19 protein-coding genes and 1 tRNA gene are annotated in these 22,102 nt (G+C 63.2%); 8 read left to right on the top strand and 12 right to left on the bottom strand.

All coding sequences use genetic code 11. From position 1 onward, the window contains the following. Positions 1-18: 18 nt before the first annotated feature. The 3 genes from rfbC to NKK50_RS28615 all read right to left on the bottom strand — a co-directional run bounded on the left by rfbC (position 19) and on the right by NKK50_RS28615 (position 2,322). Positions 19-573, bottom strand: a complete 555-nt coding sequence (rfbC, locus tag NKK50_RS28625) for a dTDP-4-dehydrorhamnose 3,5-epimerase (protein ID WP_023670703.1) — start codon at positions 571-573, stop codon at positions 19-21. 1 nt (position 574) lies between these two features. Then, the gene (gene rfbA, locus NKK50_RS28620; protein WP_023698135.1) at positions 575-1,456 is read right to left on the bottom strand and encodes a glucose-1-phosphate thymidylyltransferase RfbA; all 882 of its coding nucleotides are present in this window, start codon (positions 1,454-1,456) and stop codon (positions 575-577) included. Between the two features lie 272 nt (positions 1,457-1,728). Next, positions 1,729-2,322: a biotin transporter BioY gene (locus NKK50_RS28615; RefSeq protein ID WP_023703207.1), complete on the bottom strand. Its 594-nt coding sequence runs from the start codon at positions 2,320-2,322 to the stop codon at positions 1,729-1,731. Positions 2,323-2,439: 117 nt separating this feature from the next. Between NKK50_RS28615 and NKK50_RS28610 the strand changes: the two genes are divergently transcribed. Beyond that, complete coding sequence (locus NKK50_RS28610; protein ID WP_023692735.1) at positions 2,440-3,348, top strand: MBL fold metallo-hydrolase; 909 nt, start codon at positions 2,440-2,442, stop codon at positions 3,346-3,348. A gap of 2 nt (positions 3,349-3,350) precedes the next feature. Here the strand turns inward: NKK50_RS28610 and NKK50_RS28605 are convergent, their stop codons facing one another. Further along, positions 3,351-4,133: a DUF1499 domain-containing protein gene (locus NKK50_RS28605; protein ID WP_023703206.1), complete on the bottom strand. Its 783-nt coding sequence runs from the start codon at positions 4,131-4,133 to the stop codon at positions 3,351-3,353. Between the two features lie 122 nt (positions 4,134-4,255). Next, entirely contained in the window at positions 4,256-5,884 is a 1,629-nt protein-coding gene (locus tag NKK50_RS28600) for a fatty-acid--CoA ligase (RefSeq protein ID WP_023834460.1), read from the bottom strand. 327 nt (positions 5,885-6,211) lie between these two features. Between NKK50_RS28600 and NKK50_RS28595 the strand changes: the two genes are divergently transcribed. Then, positions 6,212-6,571 (top strand): hypothetical protein, encoded by a 360-nt coding sequence (locus NKK50_RS28595; RefSeq protein ID WP_023670697.1) that lies wholly within the window; start codon positions 6,212-6,214, stop codon positions 6,569-6,571. Positions 6,572-6,731: 160 nt separating this feature from the next. Continuing rightward, the gene (locus NKK50_RS28590) at positions 6,732-7,121 is read left to right on the top strand and encodes a DUF427 domain-containing protein (protein WP_023698131.1); all 390 of its coding nucleotides are present in this window, start codon (positions 6,732-6,734) and stop codon (positions 7,119-7,121) included. Between the two features lie 163 nt (positions 7,122-7,284). On the opposite strand, the gene NKK50_RS28585 is transcribed toward NKK50_RS28590, so the two are convergent. The 3 genes from NKK50_RS28585 to ppdK form a co-directional block, all read right to left on the bottom strand. Further along, entirely contained in the window at positions 7,285-8,061 is a 777-nt protein-coding gene (locus NKK50_RS28585) for a polysaccharide deacetylase family protein (protein WP_050590348.1), read from the bottom strand. Positions 8,062-8,150: 89 nt separating this feature from the next. Then, positions 8,151-9,251: a glycosyltransferase family 9 protein gene (locus NKK50_RS28580; protein WP_352499577.1), complete on the bottom strand. Its 1,101-nt coding sequence runs from the start codon at positions 9,249-9,251 to the stop codon at positions 8,151-8,153. A 174-nt stretch (positions 9,252-9,425) separates the two neighbouring features. After that, positions 9,426-12,131: a pyruvate, phosphate dikinase gene (gene ppdK, locus NKK50_RS28575; RefSeq protein WP_352499578.1), complete on the bottom strand. Its 2,706-nt coding sequence runs from the start codon at positions 12,129-12,131 to the stop codon at positions 9,426-9,428. 215 nt (positions 12,132-12,346) lie between these two features. Between ppdK and NKK50_RS28570 the strand changes: the two genes are divergently transcribed. Continuing rightward, entirely contained in the window at positions 12,347-12,691 is a 345-nt protein-coding gene (locus tag NKK50_RS28570; protein ID WP_023687172.1) for a VOC family protein, read from the top strand. A 110-nt stretch (positions 12,692-12,801) separates the two neighbouring features. Continuing rightward, positions 12,802-12,876 (top strand) — tRNA-Gln (locus NKK50_RS28565). A 117-nt stretch (positions 12,877-12,993) separates the two neighbouring features. On the opposite strand, the gene NKK50_RS28560 is transcribed toward NKK50_RS28565, so the two are convergent. From NKK50_RS28560 to NKK50_RS28545, 4 genes are all read right to left on the bottom strand, one after another. Beyond that, complete coding sequence (locus NKK50_RS28560) at positions 12,994-13,302, bottom strand: hypothetical protein (protein WP_023670691.1); 309 nt, start codon at positions 13,300-13,302, stop codon at positions 12,994-12,996. 1,229 nt (positions 13,303-14,531) lie between these two features. Further along, the gene (smc, locus tag NKK50_RS28555) at positions 14,532-17,990 is read right to left on the bottom strand and encodes a chromosome segregation protein SMC (protein ID WP_352544243.1); all 3,459 of its coding nucleotides are present in this window, start codon (positions 17,988-17,990) and stop codon (positions 14,532-14,534) included. Positions 17,991-18,059: 69 nt separating this feature from the next. Beyond that, positions 18,060-18,788: a DsbA family protein gene (locus NKK50_RS28550; protein ID WP_023692056.1), complete on the bottom strand. Its 729-nt coding sequence runs from the start codon at positions 18,786-18,788 to the stop codon at positions 18,060-18,062. Positions 18,789-18,955: 167 nt separating this feature from the next. Further along, entirely contained in the window at positions 18,956-19,462 is a 507-nt protein-coding gene (locus NKK50_RS28545; protein ID WP_023687168.1) for a DUF721 domain-containing protein, read from the bottom strand. 50 nt (positions 19,463-19,512) lie between these two features. On the opposite strand from NKK50_RS28545, the gene mutY reads away from it, so the two are divergent. The 3 genes from mutY to NKK50_RS28530 form a co-directional block, all read left to right on the top strand. Further along, the gene (gene mutY, locus NKK50_RS28540) at positions 19,513-20,634 is read left to right on the top strand and encodes an A/G-specific adenine glycosylase (protein WP_352544242.1); all 1,122 of its coding nucleotides are present in this window, start codon (positions 19,513-19,515) and stop codon (positions 20,632-20,634) included. Between the two features lie 22 nt (positions 20,635-20,656). After that, complete coding sequence (locus NKK50_RS28535) at positions 20,657-21,268, top strand: HAD family hydrolase (RefSeq protein WP_352522288.1); 612 nt, start codon at positions 20,657-20,659, stop codon at positions 21,266-21,268. 215 nt (positions 21,269-21,483) lie between these two features. Then, positions 21,484-22,102, top strand: a 619-nt coding sequence (locus NKK50_RS28530; protein ID WP_502902434.1) for a transposase, incomplete at its 3' end; no start/stop codon positions are given.

Here is a 22,102-nt window from a genome sequence, read left to right as displayed (position 1 = left end):
TCCTCACATCGTCGCGCGTCATGCGAACACCTCGGCCTCAGCAAGCGCCGACGCCTTGAGGTCCTTGGCCGAGAGCTCGAAGGCGCCGGCCGGCGACGGCCAATCGATGCCGATATCAGGATCGTCGAAACGGATCGATCGATCATGCGCCGGCGAATAGGTGTCGGTGACCTTATACAGAACCTCGGTGTCCGGCACGAGCGTGACGAAACCGTGCGCGAAACCCTTCGGCACGAGGATCTGGTTGCCTCTCTCGGCCGATATTTCGAGCGCGACCCATTTTCCGAAGGTTTTCGAGCTGCGGCGGATGTCGACCGCCACGTCGAGAATGCGGCCTCTGATTACGCGCAGCAGCTTGTCCTGCGCGTGTGGAGGCAGTTGATAGTGAAGCCCCCGCACGACACCTGCGGCAGCCGAATAGGAATGATTGTCCTGGACGAAACGCAGATCGATGCCGGCCTCGGCAAAGGCCTCGGCATTCCAGGTTTCGATGAAATAACCGCGCGCATCGCCGTGCCGCTTCGGCACGATTTCCAGCACGCCGTCCAAACCGAGCTGCCTGACTTCCAGCACCCTATGTCTCCGTCAGCTCGGTGACACGCCGGCGCAGATAGGCGGCGTATTCGTTCTTGCCCAGGCGCGTGGCGCGCTCAAGCACCTTGTCGGCGGTCAGCCAGCCCTGCTCGAAAGCGATTTCTTCAGGACAGGCGACCTTGATCCCCTGGCGGTGCTCGATCGTGCGCACGAAGGAAGAGGCTTCATGCAGGCTGTCATGCGTGCCGGTGTCGAGCCAGGCATAGCCGCGGCCGAGCTGATGCACATGCAATTTCCCGCGCTCGAGATAGACGTTGTTGACCGCCGTGATCTCGAGTTCGCCGCGCGCCGAGGGCTTGATCGTCGACGCGATGTCGACGACCTCATTGTCGTAGAAATAGAGGCCGGTGACCGCCCAGTTGGACTTCGGCTCCCGCGGCTTCTCCTCGATCGTCAAAGCCGTGCCGCTGAGCTTGTCGAACGACACCACGCCGTAGCGCTGCGGGTCCTCGACATGGTAGGCGAACACCGACGCGCCGCTTTGGCGCTGCGCAGCAGTGCGGCAGAGCTGCGACAGGCCCTCGCCGAAATAGATGTTGTCGCCGAGAATCATCGACACATTATCCTTGCCGATGAAGTCGCGGCCGATGATGAAGGCCTCGGCAAGCCCGTTGGGCTGCGCCTGCTCGGCATAGGAGAATTCGACCCCGAATTCCGAACCGTCGCCCAGCAACTCCCGAAACACCGGCAAGTCGCGAGGTGTCGAAATGATCAAAATCTGGCGGATACCGGCGAGCATCAAGACGCTCAGCGGATAAAAAATCATCGGCTTGTCGTATATCGGCAGAATCTGCTTAGAGATCGCTAATGTAAGGGGATACAGACGCGTCCCGCTGCCTCCTGCAAGGATTATTCCCTTCAACAAGCTCTCCTTGAATTACCGGCCCCCGCCTCGAAATCAAGTTGCCCGTGCTTAGGTTTCGCGCAATGGCTTGTCAATTCAATCTCGGCCGTGGATCGGCGCCAGAATTGCTCTGCATCTGCCGCCTCGCGGCAATTTGACCGACCAGGCACAAGCTGACGGTGCAAATGGGCGTGGCGATTTGGCAACCGGCTTGCACCATCGGCTGGCGGACGCGTGACAACAAAAAGCCGGCGGGCCTTGGACCCGCCGGCTCATTCATTTGTCCGGTTTCAGGGCTGCTTGGGCAGCAGCGACCATACCGCCGGCACCAGGCTGGCGGCGAGCGCAACCTTGATCAGGTCGCCGAGGACGAACGGCAAAACGCCGAACTGCCACGCCTTTTCCGCGCCGATGAGGGTGGCCAGCCAGGCAAAGCCCATGGCCATCATGACGATTTCGGCGACCAGCATGGCGTTGAACAACTTGATCGGGTGGCGGTCCCAGCCGCGGTCGGCGGCCCAGCCGACAATGGCCGCCATGACGACGAAGCCGGCGAGATAACCGCCGGTGCCGCCGATCATGTAGGCGATGCCGATGCCCTTTTCAGGCGTGCTTTGGAAGACCGGGAAGCCCATGGCGCCTTCGGCCATGTAGAGAAGCAGGGTAGCGACGCCAAGCCGCAGGCCAAATGCAGTGGCGATCAGCAGGACGGCCAGCGTCTGCAGCGAGATGTCGACCGGCCCGAGCACGACTTTCGTCTTGGCCGACAGGGTCAAAAGCAGCGTTCCGGCGATCGCCAGCAAAAGCTGGGTTGCCAGGCGCTGCGCGCCCTCCTGGGGCAAAGCGAGAGAAACAAGCGGGCGCATCGTCGTTGCAAGTGCCATGGTCTTCCCCAATCCGGATTGCCGCAGATCGCGGCCTTGCGTTTTTCTATATTGGCTTCCGTGTTATGCGGCAATCAGTTTTGCCGTCTTCCTGAACAGAGATTCAACGACACCGCCATGGCGCTCAAATTCGACACCAGCTTCGATCCGGCATATGGCGAGGGCGTCACCGTTGCGCCGGACGTCTTGCGCGTCACCGCCAAAAACCCCAGCCCGTTCACCTTTCACGGCACCAACAGCTACATCGTCGGGCGCGATACGCTGGCGGTGATCGATCCCGGCCCCGATGACGAGGCGCATTTCCAGACGCTGCTCAAGGTGATCGCAAACCGGCCGGTCAGCCATATCTTCGTCAGCCACACGCATCGCGACCATTCTCCGCTGGCCGCCCGGCTGAAAGCGCACACCGGCGCTATTGTACTGGCCGAAGGCCCGCACCGCCCGGCAAGGCCGCTGCGGATCGGCGAGATCAACCCGCTCGACGCCAGCGCCGACACGGTTTTCGTCCCGGAGATCGCGTTGCCCGACAATGCGCTGGTCGAGGGCGATGACTGGACGATCCGGACGGTGCTGACGCCGGGCCACACCGCCAATCACGCGGCATTTGCGCTCGAAGGCACCGGCATCCTGTTTTCAGCCGACCATGTGATGGCGTGGGCGACATCGATCGTGGCGCCGCCGGACGGAGCGATGGCCGACTACATGGCCTCGCTCGACAGGCTGATCGCGCGCGGCGATCGCCTGCTGCTGCCCGGCCATGGCGGCCCGGTGACCGCGCCGCGCAGCTTCATGCGCGGCCTCAAGACCCATCGCAAGATGCGCGAACGGGCGATCCTCGAACGGATCCGCGACAGCGACCGGACGATCCCGGACATGGTCAAGGCTATCTACCGGGACACCGACCCGCGCCTGCATGGCGCCGCCGGCCTGTCGGTGCTTGCCCATCTCGAGGACCTGGTGGCGCGCGGCCTGGTTGCTACCCAGGGTGACCCGGCCATCGACGGCGTTTTTGTGCCGGTGGGGTAGAACTACTCAGCCGGCGCGGCACCCACCTGCCCTGCAACCTCCTGGTCGAGTTCGGCGAGGAACCCGACGATGCGCGCCGCATTGTCGCCGAGGTCGTAGCGGCCGTAGCGGGAGGCTGAGCGCATGTCGACGACGATGGTGTCGCCATCATTGCTGACCCGGATGGCGACGTCGGCGGGCAGGCCTACGACGAAGCTCCGGGCAACGGCCGATATCGTCACCTCGTCTTGACCGTCCGTCACCGGATATGGCGCAGTAAGTTGCCAATCGCGGCGGTCGAGCACGGTTTCAACGGCGTCGACGACGGTTTCGAACGGCAGATTGTAGCTGTGCCCGGTGACCAGCGGATAGGCGTCGGCCTGCAGGCGCACTTCGCCAGGCGTTGGCGGCGCGAGCACGTTCATGTCCTTGGTGCGGTCGCTGGTCTCGAGCACCGGCGGATTGTCGAGGTCCGTCGAAATGTCCCTCAGGGGCGGCGTGGTCGCCGCCAAATAGGTGGCAAAGCCGTAGGGCGTCAGCACCAGCAGCGCCAGCAGGGCGCCGACCGAGAGGTCGCGGCCGCCACGGTCACCGAAATGCCACAGCCGGGACAAAGCGAGGCCGGCAAACAGCAAAGCGAACGCGGCAAGCAAGGCGACGATCGCCAGCACCCACAGGAAGGCCGGCGTTTCGACCAGTTCGAAATGATGGCCGGCCAGCACGGTGAGCAGCAGGACCAGGGCAAAAGCGCCCGTGCGCCGCGACCAGCCGGCCGCCTTCGATGTCTGCCGCTCGTCAATTTCCATTGTCTTCAGCACCGCCCCAACCCGCACAGACGCTTAGAGCAAAGGATGCTCAAATTGAACATCCCCTGCCCTAACGTTTTTGCGGCCGGTAGCTTGAAGGTCAAGGAAACGCACGGTCCCGGTCAATCCGTCGGCAGGCGGTAGTCGCTGAACTGCTTGCGCAAGGTGATCTTCTGGATCTTGCCGGTGGCGGTGTGCGGGATTTCGCTGATGAAAGCGACGTCGTCGGGTATCCACCATTTCGGCACCTTGCCGTCCATGAACGCCAGTATATCGGCCTTGCTCGGCTCCTTGCCGGGCTTGGCGACCACGACCAGCAAGGGCCGCTCGCCCCATTTCGAATGATGGACGCCGATCGCCGCGGCCTCGGCGACATCGGGATGGCCGACGGCGAGGTTCTCCAGGTCGATGGTCGATATCCACTCGCCGCCCGACTTGATGACGTCCTTGGCGCGATCGGTGATCTGCATGTAGCCGCCGGAATCGATATGGGCGACATCGCCAGTGTCGAACCAGCCGTCCTTGTCGAACTGCTCGGCTCCGACGCCGCCATAATAGGCGCTGGCGACGGCTGGACCGCGCACCTTCAGCCGGCCGAAGGTCTTGCCGTCCCAAGGCAGTTCCTTGTCGTCGTCATCCGTCACCTTCATCTCGACCCCGAAGGGCGGGTAGCCCTGCTTGCCCTGGATATCGAGCCGGTCCTCGCCCTCGAGCGCTTGATACTGCGGCTTCATGGTGCACAGCGTGCCGAGCGGTGACATTTCGGTCATGCCCCAGGCATGGATGACTTCGACACCGTAATTGTCCTGGAATTTCCTGATGATGGCGCGCGGGCAGGACGAGCCGCCGATGACGACTTTGCTGAGATAGGGAAGCTTCTTGCCGGTCTCTTCCAGATGCTGCAGCAGCATCATCCAGACGGTCGGCACGGCGGCGCTGAAGGTCACCTTCTCGGTGTCGAGCAGTTCGTAGATCGAGGCGCCGTCCATCTTGCAACCGGGCATGACCAGCTTGGCGCCGATCATCGGGGCGCTCTGGCCAAGGCCCCAGGCATTGGCATGGAACATCGGCACAACGGGGAGGATCGTGTCTCGCGCGGAGAGGCCCATGGCGTCGGGCATGGCGGCGATCATGGCATGCAGCACATTCGAGCGGTGGCTGTAGAGCACGCCTTTGGGATCGCCCGTCGTCCCGGAGGTGTAGCACATGCCGGCTGCGGTGTTTTCGCCGAAAACCTTCCAGGCGAAGTCGCCATCGGCCTCGTTCAACCAGTCCTCATAGGCAACCACATTCGGCAGCGTCGTTTCAGGCAGATGCGCCTTGTCGGTCAGGACGATCACCTTTTTCAGCGATTTGACCGCGCCGGCGATCTTTTCCAGCAGCGGCATGAAGGTCAGGTCGACGAAGATCCCTCTATCCTGCGCATTGTTCATGATCCAGACGATCTGCTCGGGGAATAAACGCGGGTTAAGCGTATGGTAGATGGCGCCGATGCCCATGATGCCGTACCAGGCCTCTATGTGGCGCGCCGTGTTCCAGGCCAGGGTCGCGATGCGGTCGCCGAGCACAAAGCCATCGCGCTCCAACCGTTGAGCGACCTTGAGCGCGCGGCGATGAACTTCAGCATAGGTGGTGCGAACGACAGGACCTTCGATCGAGCGCGAGACGATCTCGCGCGTCCCGTGCTGCCGCTCGGCATTGTCGATCAGCTTGTGGCAGAGCAGCGGCCATTCCTGCATCAGTCCGAGCATCTGGTTCCTCCCATTGCTTCCTCGTTTTTCCCGTCTTTTGTTCCATTGTGGGACGAACGGACGGATTGTCCAGCCATGACGTCTCCAACCGTTAACGGCTGAAGCAAGCAGTGATCGAAAGGCGGGGAAAACCGCCACAATCCGGCCATCGTCGACGTTAAGGTTCGTTAACGGGGTAGGGGTGCGGATTGGCGACTGAAAGAGGTTCGCATGGACACGCAGCTCGACGACAAGCAGATCGACGACAGGCAGATCGACGACAGGCAGATCGACGACAGGCAGATCGACGACAGGCAGCTGGCTGACAGCGGGGCCGAAGACGTGCAGTTGGACGATATTCAACTCGACGACAAAGAGCTTGAAGACACGCTTGCCGCAAGTCTGGCCGATCTCGTGCCGGAGGCCAAAAAGGTTTCCGAAGACGAATTTGTCGAGGTGGTCGGCGGCGCCCTTGAGGCGGTCGGCGGCACGCTGCTGTTCAAAATGTGCGTCCAGAACGAAGGCGAAGGCCAGCATGTCGCCGCCGCATCGATCGGCGACGGCGGCAATCGCCAGTTCCTGCTGCTCACCTTGCCGACCGGCGGCGGCCCACTGAAGGTCGAGACGACGTCAAGAAGCACCAACCCGGTAGCCGGTATTGCCGCGGCCTATGCCGGCCTGATGGACGTGTTCAAGACCGCAGCCTGAGCATTCCACGCGGGATCGTTTTTAGTGATCGGAAGGCCAGCTCTGGCCTACTGGCGAAGGCTTGCGCAACGGGTTCTCCAGACACATTTTAGGGACATGGGAAGCAACCCCGCACTCTCTCAATCGGACTGTGCTCCCAATCGAACAAGGAGAACCCCGCATGGACCAGATCGCCAACCCCGCTCCCGGCTTTCAGAGCAATCCCGGCAAGGTCATCACCGTCGAACCCTATCGCGGTACCGTGGTCGTGCGTGCCGGCGATACGGTGATCGCCTCATCGACGCGGGCGAAGCTTCTGTCCGAACCGCCCTACCCCCAGGCATTCTACATCCCCTTCGAAGACATCGACTTCACCCAGCTCGGCAAAACCACCCTGTCGACCCACTGCCCCTACAAGGGCGACGCCAGCTACTGGAGCGTGCTGCCGGCCGGTGAGACCGGCAAGGACGCGATGTGGGGCTATGAGCAGCCCTTCGACGAAATGGCTGAGATTCGCGACCACGGCGCGTTTTATCCCAACAGGGTCACTATCGAAGCAGCACCGGCCTGAGCAAGCGACTCAAGCCGCCGTTGCTCGCTTCGTCATCCCAGGCTCTTCGCGACGGAGCTTCGCTCCTGTTTCATCCTGGGATGACGAGTTTAGAGGCCTCGGCTATCTCAAACGTCGGCGACGTTAGTCCAAAGGCGATGAAACTGCCTGCCGCCGCCCAATCCTAATCAGTCGTCCCGTCGTTGCCGACACCGTCGGCGTCATCCAGCCGCACGAACATCAGCCCCTTGGCCTTCAGCGCGAGCAGACCTTGCACGACGCCCTCGCCGGCGGCGTGGGTCGGCTGGTTGATGTGGGCGATGATGACATCGCCATCCTTGGCGGCGGCGATGCGCCGGGCGGTTTCTTTTGCACCAAGCAACGAGCCGCCATCGCCGTTGATCGAAAAGCCGGCGATCTTGAAGCCGAGCCTGCGGATCATGGCGATGGCCGACGGGCTGTATTCGGCGGTCGCGCCGCGAAACCATTTCGGCGCCGGCTCGCCGGTGCCAGCGAGAGCGGCGGCGCCCGATTCGACTTCGGCCCGCACCGCTTCCGGGCTGCCGGCGCTGCGGATGCCATAGATCTTGCGCGGCGTGTCGACGGCCGGGATGTGATGGCCGCCATGGTTTTCCAGTTCGAACAGGTCCGGATGCGCGCGCATGATCTCGACGACGGCGGCGTTGCGCTTCAGCCAGATGCCGGTGACGAAGATCGTCGCCGGAATCCGGTTCTCCACCAGCGCCGACAGGATCCTCGTATCGGTCTGGCCGCCGCAGGCGTCGAGCGTAAGCGCGACGCGGCCTACATTACCACTGCCACCATCCTCAGCCTTCAGATGCAGCGTCGGCTCGACAAGCGGCGCGGCCTGGGCCGAGGACACGGCCAGGATAGATAGCGCCAAGGCGCAAAACAGCTTTTGCAAGGGATGCCTGTCTTGTCTGAGAATCGGCGCTGTCATAGCCGCATCCCAGGACCCGCAACAAGGCGGAAATTGGGATAGTGGCCGTGAGAAAGCTGATATCCCGACAATGTGACCGCCGCGCACCGTCAGACGGCGTGTTCCAGTTCCACCTGCGTGCGTGACAGGACTTCGCGCACGGCCGCGACGACCGGTTCGACCTCGAGGCGCCAGACGCAGCAGGCCTTGCTGGGATCGAGCGGATTGCACAGGCTGCCCGCCACGCAATTGCACGGCATGGATGGCTGCAAGGCGAGGCTGGGCACGCCGACCGGTCCCCAGACGGCCGGGCTGGTCAGGCCGAAAAGGCCGACAACCGGCGTTCCGGCCGCTGCTGCCATGTGCATGGGGCCGCTCTCATTGCCGACAAACAGCCGCGCCTGCTGCAACACCGCCAGCAGCGTTTCCAGCGACAGCGCGCCGACGAGGTTGACGATCGACGCGGCACTGGCGAGGATCTGTTCGGCCGGCTTGCGCTCGTCAGGGCCGCCGACGAGTACGAAATCCAGTCCGGTTTCGCGCGAAATCGTGTCGATCACGGCGGCAAAGCGTTCATGCTGCCAGCGCCGGCCGTGAAAACTTGCGCCGGCATGCACCGCGATAAAGCCGTTTGGCCGCAAATGGTGTTTGTCCAGCAATGCCTGGGCCCTCGCCGTCTCCATCGGCAATGGCCGAATCGACGGCACCCGCACGCGCAGGCCGACGCCGAGCGGCTCGAGCGGCGAAAGGTAGCGGTAGAGATAGTGACGTTCGCCAAAACCGAACGGCTCGGCAAAGACATTGGCGGGCTGGCGCTCATGCCAGCGCAGCGGCCTTTCCGGAGGATTGTAGCCGATGCGGGTGCTGGCGTTGAGGAACCTGACGATGAGCCGCGATGTCTTTGAATCGGTGAGGTCGATGGTCAGGTCGAAACGGAATTGGCGCAGCTTGCTGATCATAGAATAGAGCTCGCGCCCACGCTCCAGCGGGGTGCCGCGCATGGCGGCGCGGCGGAAGCTGACGACCTCGGCGGCGATGCCGTGCGCGGTGACGAAACTGGCGAGGCGCGCCTCGCAGAGAAAGACGATCCTGACACCGGGATATTCGAGCTGCAGGTTCTTGGCGAGCGTGGAGGACAGAACAATATCGCCGATGAACTTGGTCTGGATAATCAGGATCGAGCGGAAGGGTCTGGGCGAAATCTGTAACATCTTTTTCTCGGCACCGGGCGGGTTGGGGGGCCGTGAAATTGGGAAGAAACGATGTCGGGATTGCGTGTTGGGGCGCGCACATCAGCGTGAATTTGCTTACAAAATCGTAAGCTTAGCGCCAAACGGCCACCCACGGGTGGCCGTTTCATCGATACCGAAAGGACTGTGTCGAAATCAGGATGCCGCGGCGCTCTTTTTGGGGCGCGGCACTGCTGTTTTGGCAATCTGCACCGCGGCTTGGGCTGCGGCCAATCTTGCGATCGGCACGCGGTAGGGAGAGCACGAGACATAGTCGAGGCCGACCTCTTCGCAGAAGCGGATCGAGGCCGGATCGCCGCCATGTTCACCGCATATGCCGAGCTTGATGTCGGGCCGTGTCGCCCTGCCCTTTTGCGCAGCCATGCGCACCAGTTCGCCGACGCCCTCGATGTCGAGCGAGACGAACGGGTCCTGCTCGATGATGCCTTTCTGCCGATAGGTCTCGAGGAAGGACGCCGCATCGTCGCGCGAGATGCCGAAAGTGGTCTGGGTGAGGTCGTTGGTGCCGAAGGAGAAGAACTCGGCCGTAGCAGCGATGACGTGGGCGCGGATCGCCGCGCGCGGAAGCTCGATCATCGTGCCGGTGAGATAGTCGATCTTGACGCCGGTCTCGTCCATGACAGCCTTGGCGACCGCATCGATGCGCGCCTTGACGTAGTCGAGCTCCTTCACCAGGCCGACCAGCGGCACCATGATCTCGGGAACGACCAGCGCGCCGGCTTTCTTGCCGGCCTCGACGGCTGCCTCGAAAATGGCGCGCGCCTGCATCTCGGCAATCTCGGGATAGGAGACGGCGAGGCGGCAGCCGCGATGGCCGAGCATCGGGTTGAACTCGTGCAGGGCTTCGGTGCGCTGCCTGAGCTTGTCGAGCGAGACGTTCATGGCGGCGGCGACCTCCGCCACCTCCGCTTCCGTCTTGGGCAGGAATTCGTGCAGCGGCGGATCGAGCAGCCGGATCGTCACCGGCAGGCCGGCCATGATCTCGAACAGTTCGAGGAAATCCGAGCGCTGCATCGGCAACAGCTTGGCAAGCGCGGTGCGGCGGTCCTTCTCGGTATCGGCCAGGATCATCTCGCGCATGGCGACGATACGCTCGCCGTCGAAGAACATGTGCTCGGTGCGGCAGAGACCGATGCCTTCGGCGCCGAAGGAGCGCGCCATGCGCGCATCGAGCGGCGTCTCGGCATTGGTGCGCACCTTCATGCGGCGCACCGCATCGGCCCATTCCATGATGGCGGCGAAATCGCCCGACAGTTCCGGCTGCAGCATCGACACGGCGCCCTTCAGCACCTGGCCGTTGCTGCCATCGATGGTGATGATGTCGCCCTTGCGGAAGGTCTGGCCCATCGACATCAGCGTGCCGGCCTTGTAGTCGACACGCAGCGAGCCGGCGCCCGAAACGCAAGGCTTGCCCATGCCGCGCGCGACCACGGCGGCGTGGCTGGTCATGCCGCCGCGCGTGGTCAGGATGCCTTCCGAAGCATGCATCCCATGAATGTCTTCGGGGCTGGTTTCGATGCGCACCAGGATTGCCTTGCGACCTTGCGTCTTCAGATCCTCGGCATCGCTCGAGGAGAAAACAATCTCGCCGGTCGCCGCGCCCGGAGAAGCCGGCAGGCCGACGCCGATGACATCGCGCGCGGCCTTGGGGTCGATGGTCGGATGCAACAGCTGATCGAGCGAGGCCGGATCGATGCGGGCGACCGCCTCCTCCGTCGTGATCAGCTTGTCGCGCGCCATCTCGACGGCGATCTTCAGCGCCGCCTTGGCGGTGCGTTTGCCGGAACGCGTCTGCAGCATCCACAATTTGCCGCGCTCGATGGTGAATTCGAGGTCCTGCATATCGCGGTAGTGCTGTTCCAGGCGGTCGGAGATGTCGACGAAGGAGCGAAACGCGTCCGGCATCAGTTTCTGCAGCGACGGCTTGTCCGAGCCGGCGGCAATGCGCGCCGCCTCGGTGATGTTCTGCGGCGTGCGGATGCCGGCTACGACATCCTCGCCCTGCGCGTTCACCAGGAACTCGCCATAGAGCATCTTTTCGCCGGTCGAGGGATTGCGGGTGAAGGCGACGCCAGTGGCTGACGTCTCGCCCATGTTACCGAACACCATGGCCTGGACATTGACCGCCGTGCCCCAGCTTTCCGGGATGTCGTGCAGGCGCCGGTAGGTGATGGCGCGGTTGTTCATCCAGCTGGAAAACACCGCGCCGATCGCCCCCCACAGCTGCTCGTGCGGGTCCTGTGGAAACGGCCTGTCGAGCTCCTCCTCGACCTTGGCCTTGTAGAGGGCGATGACGCTCTGCCATTCCTGCGCTGTCAGTTCGGTGTCGAGCTCGTGGCCGAGGCTCGCCTTCTGGTCCTCCAGGATTTCCTCGAACACTTCGTGGTCGAGACCCATGACGACATCGGAATACATCTGGATGAAGCGGCGGTAGCTGTCATAGGCAAAGCGGGCATCGCCGGAATCGGCTGCCAGCGCCTCGACCGTCTCGTCATTGAGGCCGAGATTGAGCACGGTGTCCATCATGCCCGGCATCGAGGCCCTGGCCCCGGAGCGGACCGAGACCAGAAGCAGCTTCGACGGATCGCCGAAACGGCGCCCGGTCAGTTGCCCGATATGGTCCAGCGCCTTGACGACGTCGGCCTTCAACGCGGCCGGATAGCTGTTGCCGTTGGCATAATAGGCGTTGCAGACTTCGGTGGTGAGGGTGAAGCCCGGCGGCACCGGCAGGCCAAGACTGCACATCTCGGCCAGATTGGCGCCCTTGCCGCCGAGAAGGTTGCGGTCGCCCGCACGTCCCTCCGCGGCGCCATCGCCGAAGGTGTAGACCCATTTGGTCATGCTCGCCCTCCAAGTCCTCGGAAGATAGAACACCGGGGCCAAGACCCGGTTCCCCCGCGTTCCGACCCGAGCGTTATTATGCTGCAGTGCGAAAGGCAAGGTGTGGCAGCGAAGCCCGGCGACTACAATCGATTAAGCAAAAGCTGCGTCGAAAAGACTTGCCGGATCGCTGCCCAGGATATAGAACATATAGGGAACAAGTTGGGAGCAGCGTGATGAAACTCAACGGAAAACTCGACTATCTCGAACTGCCCGCGACCGGCGCAACGCTGGACAGCGTCAAGGCTTTCTACAGCGCCGCCTTCTCGTGGTCGTTCACCGATTACGGGCCGACCTATTCAGCCTTCGGCGAAGGGCTCGATGGCGGCTTCCAGGCCGATGCAGGCGAGGCTCCGGCGAAACCATTGCCGGTGCTCTATTCGCAGGATCTGGAAGCAACCCTCGACGTTGTCGAAAGCGCCGGCGGCACGATCGTCAAGCCGATATTCTCGTTCCCGGGCGGCAGGCGGTTCCATTTCACCGATCCCGCTGGCAACGAGTTGGCGGTCTGGGGCGAATAGCGCGTCCCCGCGCCAAGCGGTGGATCAGTTTTGCACAGTGGCCAACTCGGCATTGAGCTTTCGTGCCGCTCGTCCTATAAGGCCGCGCGCAGCGGGCAAAGCTCGTTTGCTGGGGCGTCGCCAAGTGGTAAGGCATCGGTTTTTGGTACCGACATTCCCAGGTTCGAATCCTGGCGCCCCAGCCAAATCACATGCCTTTGGAATCAATGATTTACCGACCTTGTCGATGGCTGCCGTCAGGAGCTATCTGACTCCCACGCGACCCCGACTCCGTTGACAGAGCCGGGGCCGTGCGGAGAGGATCAGTAATCGTTGTCGTCCTGGATGACGACGGGATGATGCCGATGATGTCGATAATAGCGATGATGGCTGCGCTCGATCGAGCCGGTCACGATGACCGTATCCCGGCGATGATGTCTGCGGCCGTGGTCGTAGAAGGCAACCGTGCCGTGTCTGCGGTGATGAAGGCGTTGACCCTGGTCATTGATGACCTTTACGCTCCTGTGATGATGTCGATGGTGGGTCGTGATGACCACGTCAGCTTCGGCTGCCGGAGCTATCGTCGGCATGGCAATGAACAGCGCCAAGGCGCTCACGATCATTGTTTTCATTGTAATATCTCCACCTGCTAATTATCCCTTCGCGGGGATAACCGCGTCCCATCCCTTTGGTTCCGAGTAGCGTCGTCGGTCCACGGGCGCGATCAGTGACGGCTGCTCCCGTGCAACACGGCGTATCGAAAGAAGAAGTTGCGACAGCAGCTCCTGTTGGCAACTTCTGGCAAAGGCGCTCTTTCAAGCCGACCACCAGGGTTACGCCACTCGACAAAGCAGCGCTGCACAGGACCCTTCTATGTCGTCGCGTTCGATCTCCTGATCTGTGACGGGAAACACTTGTCTTGCGAGGAAGACCATCGGCACAATTTGTGAGATTTACGAGACCAATCAGGCCATCTTAGATCGCCTAAGTCGGGCCGTCTCAGATCCCGTAAGAAAGTGCAAGGTAAACCACCGGCGCCAAGATCAGCAGAACCGCGATTCCGATAACCACTGCGATTGCCAGGCGCTCTGTTCGCCTGACAAGCTCAGCGACCTTGTCGTCGTCAGCCGATGGTATGAGGTCAAGAACGGAAGAAACTTCCGCAGGACTGTCGTTGTCGTTTGCGGGTCGGGTTGCGCCGTCACGCACTGATCTCTGGACAAAGGTCACTGTTAGCCTCGCTGTTGAAACGCACGCCGTTGGCGGTGTCACGACAATCGGGTGCCCGCTAACCTCTCAGGAATGGCGGGCACCCGATTGACCACCGATGAAGGGACTCATGCTCGGCAGCCCGGTTCCAATGTATCGGGAGGGCATAGGTTGCCCGCCTTCAGGCCTATGGCTCCGACGTCAGGACTTCAGTCATACCCTGTTCGGACCTTGGTCTGGCAATCGACGAAGCGATGGCCGCCATTTGTTTCGACGCAGAAAATGCGGGAACATTAGTAGGCTCTTACGAGTTCACTCCCAGCAACTAATTCGGGAGAGATACGGTGAACAACATAATCTGGCTCATCGGAGCAGTCGTTATCGTGATTGCGATACTGAGCTTCCTGGGCTTCCGATAAACGTGGCAGCTGAATTGCTGTCGGAGCCTATTGCCATTTGCGCCTTATAGGCATCGCTTTCGCGTTGGCCGGCGCTTTGCATGTGGGCTTTGGCGTTCGCTCTCAGGTGGCGCTTAAATTCCTTCTCTTCGAACCTTACAGAATGCGCGTCGCAAGCAGGTCGCAAGGGCGACGGTCCTGTTGCAACAGTCGGATCGAGGCCATCGCCGACGAAATCAACAAAGCATGCTGCGTCAGCTCGCCTCGCGCATCGCCTCGGCGGCCTGCAGATCGACCGAGACCAGTTGGCTGACGCCCTGCTCGGCCATGGTCACGCCGAACAGGCGGTTCATGCGCGCCATCGTGATCGGGTTGTGGGTGATGATGACGAAGCGCGTCTCGGTGGTCGCGGCCATTTCGTCCATAAGGTTGCAGAAGCGCTCGACATTGTGATCGTCGAGCGGCGCGTCGACTTCGTCGAGCACGCAGATCGGCGCCGGATTGGTCAGGAACACGGCAAATATCAGCGACATCGCCGTCAGTGCCTGCTCGCCGCCGGACAGCAGCGTCATGGTCTGCGGCTTCTTGCCGGGCGGACGTGCCAGGATTTCGAGCCCGGCTTCGAGCGGGTCGTCGGATTCGATCAGCTGCAGTTCGGCCGTGCCGCCACCGAACAGATGCGAGAACAGCCGCTGGAAATGGCCGTTGACCACCTCGAAAGCGGCAAGCAGCCGTTCGCGGCCTTCGCGGTTCAGGCTCTGGATCGCTTGCCTGAGCTTGCGGATCGCCTCGATGATGTCCTCGCGCTCGGAGACGATGGTCTCCAGCCGGTCCGACAATTCCTTCTGCTCTTCCTCGGCGCGCAGATTGACGGCGCCGAGCCGCTCGCGCTCAACCTTCAGCCGGTCGAGCTGGCGCTCGATCTCGGCCATTTCCGGCATCGGGCTGTCGGCTTCCAGGCCAGTATGGCGAATGACCAGATGCGGCGGCGTGTTCAGCGTTTCCTGGATGCGCGCCTCGACCTCGAGCCGGCGCTCATCGGCGGCGGTCAAACGCTCTTCGGCGCGGACGCGGGTTTCGCGGGAATCGGCCAGCGACTGGATCGCCGCGGTGGCGGCCTTGTCCAGCTCGGCCTGCTTGTTCTCGGCCTCCTGCAAGCGGTCGGCGGCCGCCTTGCGCAAGGTCTCTGCCTCGGTCAGCTGCGACAGCAGCGCGCGCCGCCTGGCGTCGATCTCGTCGGGGGCGTCGGCCAGCGTTTCGCGCTCGGCCTCGGCCTCGGCCCTGCGCTCGCCGAGAGAGGCGATCTGGGTCGAGGCGTTTTCGGCCCGCTGCAGCCAGTTGCTGCGCTCGGCGCCGATGGCATCGAGCCGGCGCGTGCGCGCCTCGGCTTCGCGGCGCAGGCCTTCATGGACGGCACGCGCGTCGGCCAAGGTTGCGCGATCGCGGCTGACATTGGCGGCGGTCTGTTCGAGCTGAAGTTGCAGGTCGCCGAGATCGGGGGCGTCCTGCAGCAGCATTTCGGCCTCGGCGAAGGCGGCGGCCGTCTCTTCATGGCTGTCGACGATGCGCGCGCGCGCCTCGTCGAGCGCGGCGCGGCGGCTTGCCAATTCGCCGCCGGCCTTTTCGGCCTCGGCCAGTGCGCTGCGGGCGGCGTCCAGGCCGTGCTGGGCATCGCGCCCGGCCTGGCGGGCATTGCGTTCGGCCTCACTCGCCTGGCGGAGTGCCTGTTCGGCCTGGGCAAGGGCGGCTTCGGCCTCGCGCACGATCTGCGTCGCCTGTACCGCCTCGGCATCGAGCTCGGCCAGCCGGTTCTTCTGCGCCAGCCTTTGCGCGGCCGCGGTCGGTGCATCGGCGCTGGCGGTCAGCCCGTCCCAGCGCCACAGCGCGCCGTCGCGGCTGACCAGCCGCTGGCCGGGAGCGAGCAGAGCCTGCAGCCGGCGGCCGTCAGAGGTGTCGACAATGCCGATCTGCGCCAACCGTCGGGCAAGCTGCGAAGGCGCGCGCACCACGCTGGCGAGGCTCTTGAGGCCTTCCGGCAAGGCCGCATCGCCTGATTGAACCTGGCTTTCGCCCCAGTGCACCGGCGCGCTGCGGTCGAGCGGCACGTCGAGATCCTCGCCAAGCGCAGCACCAAGGGCCGTCTCATAGCCGCGTTCGACGCTGAGTTGCTCCAGCACCGACGGGAAAAGATCGCCGCTGGCGGCATTGAGGATCTTGGCCAGCGTGCGGGCTTCGGTCTCGATGCCGGCGAGTTCGGCCCTGGCATCCTGCAGCGGCGGACGGGCGGCACTCTCGGTGGCGCGCGCCTCGGCGACCGCCTGTTCGGCAGCAATGGCGCCGGCCTCGGCCTCCTCCAACCGGGCGAGCGCGTCCTCGACCAGAGCGCGCTTCTCGGCGGGATCGGGCAAGCCCGCAACCTTCGACACAATCTCGGACAATTCGCGGTCGACATCGGCCAGCTGGCGGGCAAAGCGATCGCGGCGTTCGGCGTTTTCGCGCAGCGTTCGTTCGATCTGATTGCGCGCGGCGGCGGCCTCGGCGCGTTCGGCGGTCAGCGCAGCGAGCTTGGCTTCGCTCTGCGACAGCGTTGCGCCGGCCTGCTCGAAAGCGGCCCGCGTCGTGGCCTCGCGCTCGGCGGCGCCGGCATTTTCGGAGTTGAGCGTGGCTTCTTCCTCGCGCAGGCGCTCAAGAATATCCGCATTGTCGCGGACCATGCGCTCCTCGCGGGCGATGTCGCCGTCGAGCTGCTGCAGCCGGCGCTCCAGTTCGGCCTGGCGGGCGCGGATGCGGCCAGCCTCCTCCTCGATCTGAGCCTTGGCGATCGACAGGCGCTGGAAGGCGGCAGCCGCGGCGGCCTCGGCATCGCGCAGATCGGGCAGCCGGTGGGCGCCGATGCCTTGCTCACGGGCGGCAGCCATCTGGGCGGCGGCGCGGTCGCCGACCAGAGCTGTGGCAACCGCCAATGCCGAACGCGCATCGCCCTCCTGGGTTTTGGCCAAAGTCCAGCGCAGATGCAAGAGCGTGGCTTCCGCCTTGCGGATATCGGCCGACAGGTTCTTGAAGCGCGATGCCTGGCGCGCCTGGCGCTTAAGGCTTTCGATCTGGCTCTCCAGTTCGCCGACGACATCGTCCAGCCGTTCCAGATTTTGTTCGGCCGCCTTCAGCCGAAGCTCGGCCTCGTGACGGCGCGTGTGCAGGCCGGAAATGCCGGCGGCCTCTTCGAGCAGCGCGCGGCGCGCCTGCGGCTTGGCCTGGATCAGTTCGCCGATACGGCCCTGTCCGACCATGGATGGCGAGCGCGCGCCGGTCGACTGGTCGGCGAACAGAAGCTGCACGTCCTTGGCGCGGGCTTCCTTGCCGTTGATGCGGTAGAGCGAGCCGGCTTCGCGCTCGATGCGGCGCGACACCTGCAATTCATCGGCGTCGTTGAAGGCGGCGGGCGCGGTCCGGTCGCTATTGTCGAGGAACAGCGTGACTTCGGCGGTGTTGCGGGCCGGGCGCGTTCCCGAGCCGGAAAAGATCACGTCGTCCATGCCGGACGCGCGCATGTTCTTGTATGAGCTTTCGCCCATCACCCAGCGCATCGCCTCGACAAGGTTCGACTTGCCGCAGCCATTCGGCCCGACAATGCCGGTCAGGCCGCGTTCGATGACGAACTCGCCGGGTTCGACGAAGGACTTGAAGCCGAGGAGGCGAAGGCGCGAAAACTTCATTCGCGCCTGCCTGGAAGGCACAAAGGTGCGCTGACGCCGAAGCGCAGTCGCTCCGGCGCCGCCTGGACGTCAGAGCAGAGGGTCGATGATGGCCGATATTTCCTCAATCGACATCGCACCTTTGTAGGTTTTCCCGTTGATGAAGAAGGTCGGCGTCGAGTCGACCTTGAATTCATCGGCGCCGCGCTTCTGGACCGATCTCACATCGTCCAGAAGTTTCTGGTCCGTCAAGCAGGCCTCGAAGGACTCCTGTGTGAAACCGGCGAGCTTGGAGATCTGCAGCAGCGCATCCTTGGTATTGTTGACGCCGACCCAGTTGGCCTGCTGCTTGAACAGCACGTCGACCATCGGGAAATAATTGTCCTTCGAACAGCGCGCCAGCATGAAACCGGCCTCGGCGCTCGGATCGAACGGGAATTCGCGCAGGATGTAACGCGCCTTGCCGGTGTCGATGTATTTGGTCTTCAACTCAGGGAAGGTGGTTGCGGCGAAATGCGCGCAATGCGGGCAGGTCATCGAGGCATATTCGACGATGGTGACCTTGGCGTCATCCTTGCCGAGCTGCTTGTCGGGCAAAGCGCCGGGCTTCAGCAGTTCGGCCATGTCGACATTGCCGGAAGACTCCGGGACCTTGACGGCGGCCGGCGTGGCAGGCGTCGAAGCAGGCGCGGGAGCCGCAGGCTTCACATCCGCTGCTTTGGCATCCTCGCCTGAATCGCTGCATGCGGCGAGCATAGCCACTGCCGGAATGACGGCCAGCGAAGACAGGAGGTTTCTGCGGGACAAGCTACGGTTCATGCGAATCACCTGACTGTGGTTTGATTTTGCAACGCAAAGGCTAGAAAAGGCGAGAGTTGGCGGGAATTAAGGCATCGCCGTCCCCATTCCAATCGCCAAACTCTACATGCAGGATCACGAATGCGCGAGATAGATGACGCGTTCATGACCGACCGATTGCCGGTTGATTACCTTGGCCGCTTCCTTTGGCCAAGAATTGTGGCGCCAAGACGCTCCAGCGAGGCGCGCAAGCCTTCATCCTCGATCTTGCCGACGGTATCCGACAATTTGGCCTTTTCGACAGAAGTCAGTGCTCTCGGCGTCGGTTTCGGCCGGGCTTTGTCCCTCAGCACCGGCTTTTGCACGATCCGGATCCTGCCGATCGCGTTGAAGCCGAGAAAGGCATTGACGCGGTTGATGATCTCGCCGGTCTCGTGCTGCAGGTGCAGCGCGGCCATGCCCTCGCAGGCGATGACCAGCACCGCCGGCTCGAACGGATCGTCCTCATGCATGCGGCGCGGCCACTGGATTTTTTCGGGGCGCGAATGGCCGGCGAGCCTGGGGCCGGCGATCTCTTCCCATGACTGCACCAGCCCGATCGAAATGCCGGCCCGCTTGCGCAGCACGGGGTCGAGGATCGCGGTCGCGAGATCGCTCACCGGAACGGGATTGCCGTAAGGCGTTCTCCCTGCCATGTACGTTCTCCAGCCACGCTCCTCACCAGCCTAGAGCCAGCCCGCGATCAATGGCACTGCACGAACAGACCCGCAAGGCCGCATCCGGACCAACTCTATCGGGAGAGATCGCCGCGCGTCTGCTTGCCTGGTACGACGCGCACCATCGCGAACTGCCGTGGCGGATCACGCCGCACGCCGCGGCCGGCGGTGCACGGCCGGACCCCTATCGCATCTGGCTTTCGGAAGTGATGCTGCAGCAGACCACGGTCGAAGCGGTAAAATCTTATTTTCGCGCCTTTGTCGAGAAATGGCCTGATGTGAAGGCGCTGGCGGCTGCGCCGGCCGAGGATGTGATGAAGGCCTGGGCCGGGCTCGGCTATTATTCACGGGCGCGCAACCTCAAGGCCTGCGCCGATCTGGTTGCGAGCCAGGGCGGCCGTTTTCCCGACAACGAAACGGGATTGAGGGAATTGCCGGGGATCGGCGCCTATACGGCGGCGGCGATCGCGGCGATCGCCTTCGACCGTCCGGCGGCGGTCGTCGACGTCAATGTCGAACGTGTCATCTCGCGGCTCTATTCGATCGCAACGCCGCTCAGCGAGGCAAAGCCTGAAATCCGCGCGCTCGTCGAAAGACTGGTTCCGCAGACAAGGCCGGGCGACTTCGCCCAGGCAATGATGGACCTTGGCGCCACGATCTGCACGCCAAGACGGCCGCGCTGCATGCTGTGCCCGGTGCGCGAGGATTGCAGCGCCATCCTGTCCGGCGACCCCGAGCGCTTTCCGGTCCGCCTGCCCAAGGTCGACAAACCACTCAGGCGGGGTGCCGCCTTCGTCGCCGAGCGCGGCGACGGCGCCATCCTGTTGCGCAAGCGGCCTGACAAGGGCCTGCTCGGCGGCATGACCGAGGTGCCGACCACAGGTTGGACAGCGCGGATCGACGGTGCAACCACTTCGGAGGCAGCGCCCTTCCCTGCCGACTGGCGGCGCGCTGGAGAGATCGCGCATGTCTTCACCCATTTCGCGCTCGAGCTCGAAGTCTTTCACGCTCAAGTGAAAAGTGATGCGCCGGAAGGGCATTTCTGGTCGCTGGCCCATGACATTTCCGGAGAAGCGCTGCCGACGGTCATGAAAAAGGTCATCGAAGCAGCGATACCGGGCGCAACCAAAAAGCACCGCCCCATTGACTAGCATTCGCTTTGAAAGGCCAGAAATGACTGAAATCCGCCATATCGTGTTCGACATCGGCCGCGTCTTGCTCCACTACGATCCGAACATTCCGTTCAGCCGCCTCATTCCCGATGCCGAAGAGCGCAAGTGGTTCTTCGACAATGTCTGCACGCATGACTGGAACATCGAGCAGGACCGTGGCCGGACGTGGGAAGAGGCGGAAGCGCTGCTGATCGCGGATTACCCGGATCATGCTGAAAACATTCGCAATTTCCGACGCTATTGGAACGACATGGTGCCGCATGCCTATGAGGACAGCGTCGCCATCATGCTCGGCCTGATCGAGAGCGGCCACGACGTGACCATGCTGACGAACTTCGCCGCCGACACACTTGCCGAGGCAAGACTGCGCTTCGATTTCCTCAGCCGCCCGCGCGGCGTGACCGTGTCGGCCGATATCCGTGAGATCAAGCCCGACCGCGCCATCTACGACCATCACGTGGTCGCGTTCGGCCTGGAGCCCTCCGCCACGCTGTTCATCGACGACAGCCCCAGGAATGTCGACGGAGCCAGGGCGGCTGGCTGGAATGCTGTGCTGTTCACAGATGCAAAAACGCTCAAGGCGGACCTAGAGCGGTATGGCATCGCGACCTGAGCTACGCAGAGGGGTCGAGGTAGCGCTTTATGGCGCCCCCCTCTGCCCTGCCGGGCATCTCCCCCACGAGGGGGGAGATTGGCAGCCTCGCCGACGGCTCTTTCTTACAACGTTGAAGGTTGGCGAAAACAATGAAGCGCGCGATCTCCCCCCTCGTGGGCATAGGCGCTAAGATAGGTATTGCCCTGCGGAATCGGGTGTGATTCTACGCTGCGATGACACACGAATCGCTTGTTGATGACGGCTGGGCCGAGACGATTGAGCTTCTGGGCGGCGAAGAGTTGATCGCAGGAAGTGCCCGCGAGACGAAGGCGTTCCTGCGCCCGCGCGGCGTCAGGTCGGCGAGCGACCTGTTGCGCCTGACACTGGCTTACTGCCTTGGCAAGGTTGGCATGCGGGGCGTCGTGGCTTGGGCGGCGGCGAGCGGGATAGCCGACATTTCGGACGTGGCGTTGCTTGGCCGGCTGCGCAATGCAGGACCATGGCTGCAGCAGTTGATTGGGCACCTTTTGAAGCGCGAGGATGCAGGTTTGGCCAAAGGCCGACTGGTTCGCATCCTCGATGCGACAGCGGTTGCCAAGGCCGGTGCGTATGAGAAGAAGAACAATGGTCTTTGGCGCATGCACTGCGCCTTTGAGCTTGAGCGCGAGCAGTTCGACTTCATCGAGATCACCGATCAGAGCGAGGCCGAGTTGATCGACCGCGTGCCGGTGGTGCCGGGCGAGATCCGCATCGGTGACCGCGCCTATCTGCAGGCCGAGCGGATCGCCAAGGTGATGGCGCAAGGCGGCGATGTTGTTGTGCGCGCGTCGTGGAAAAACGCGCGATGGCTCG

It is taken from the genome of Mesorhizobium sp. M0001, from assembly GCF_040324255.1.
Lineage (GTDB): Bacteria > Pseudomonadota > Alphaproteobacteria > Rhizobiales > Rhizobiaceae > Mesorhizobium.
The sequence above is the reverse complement of the archived record's forward strand: the minus strand, read 5'-3'. Positions and strand labels throughout refer to the sequence as shown.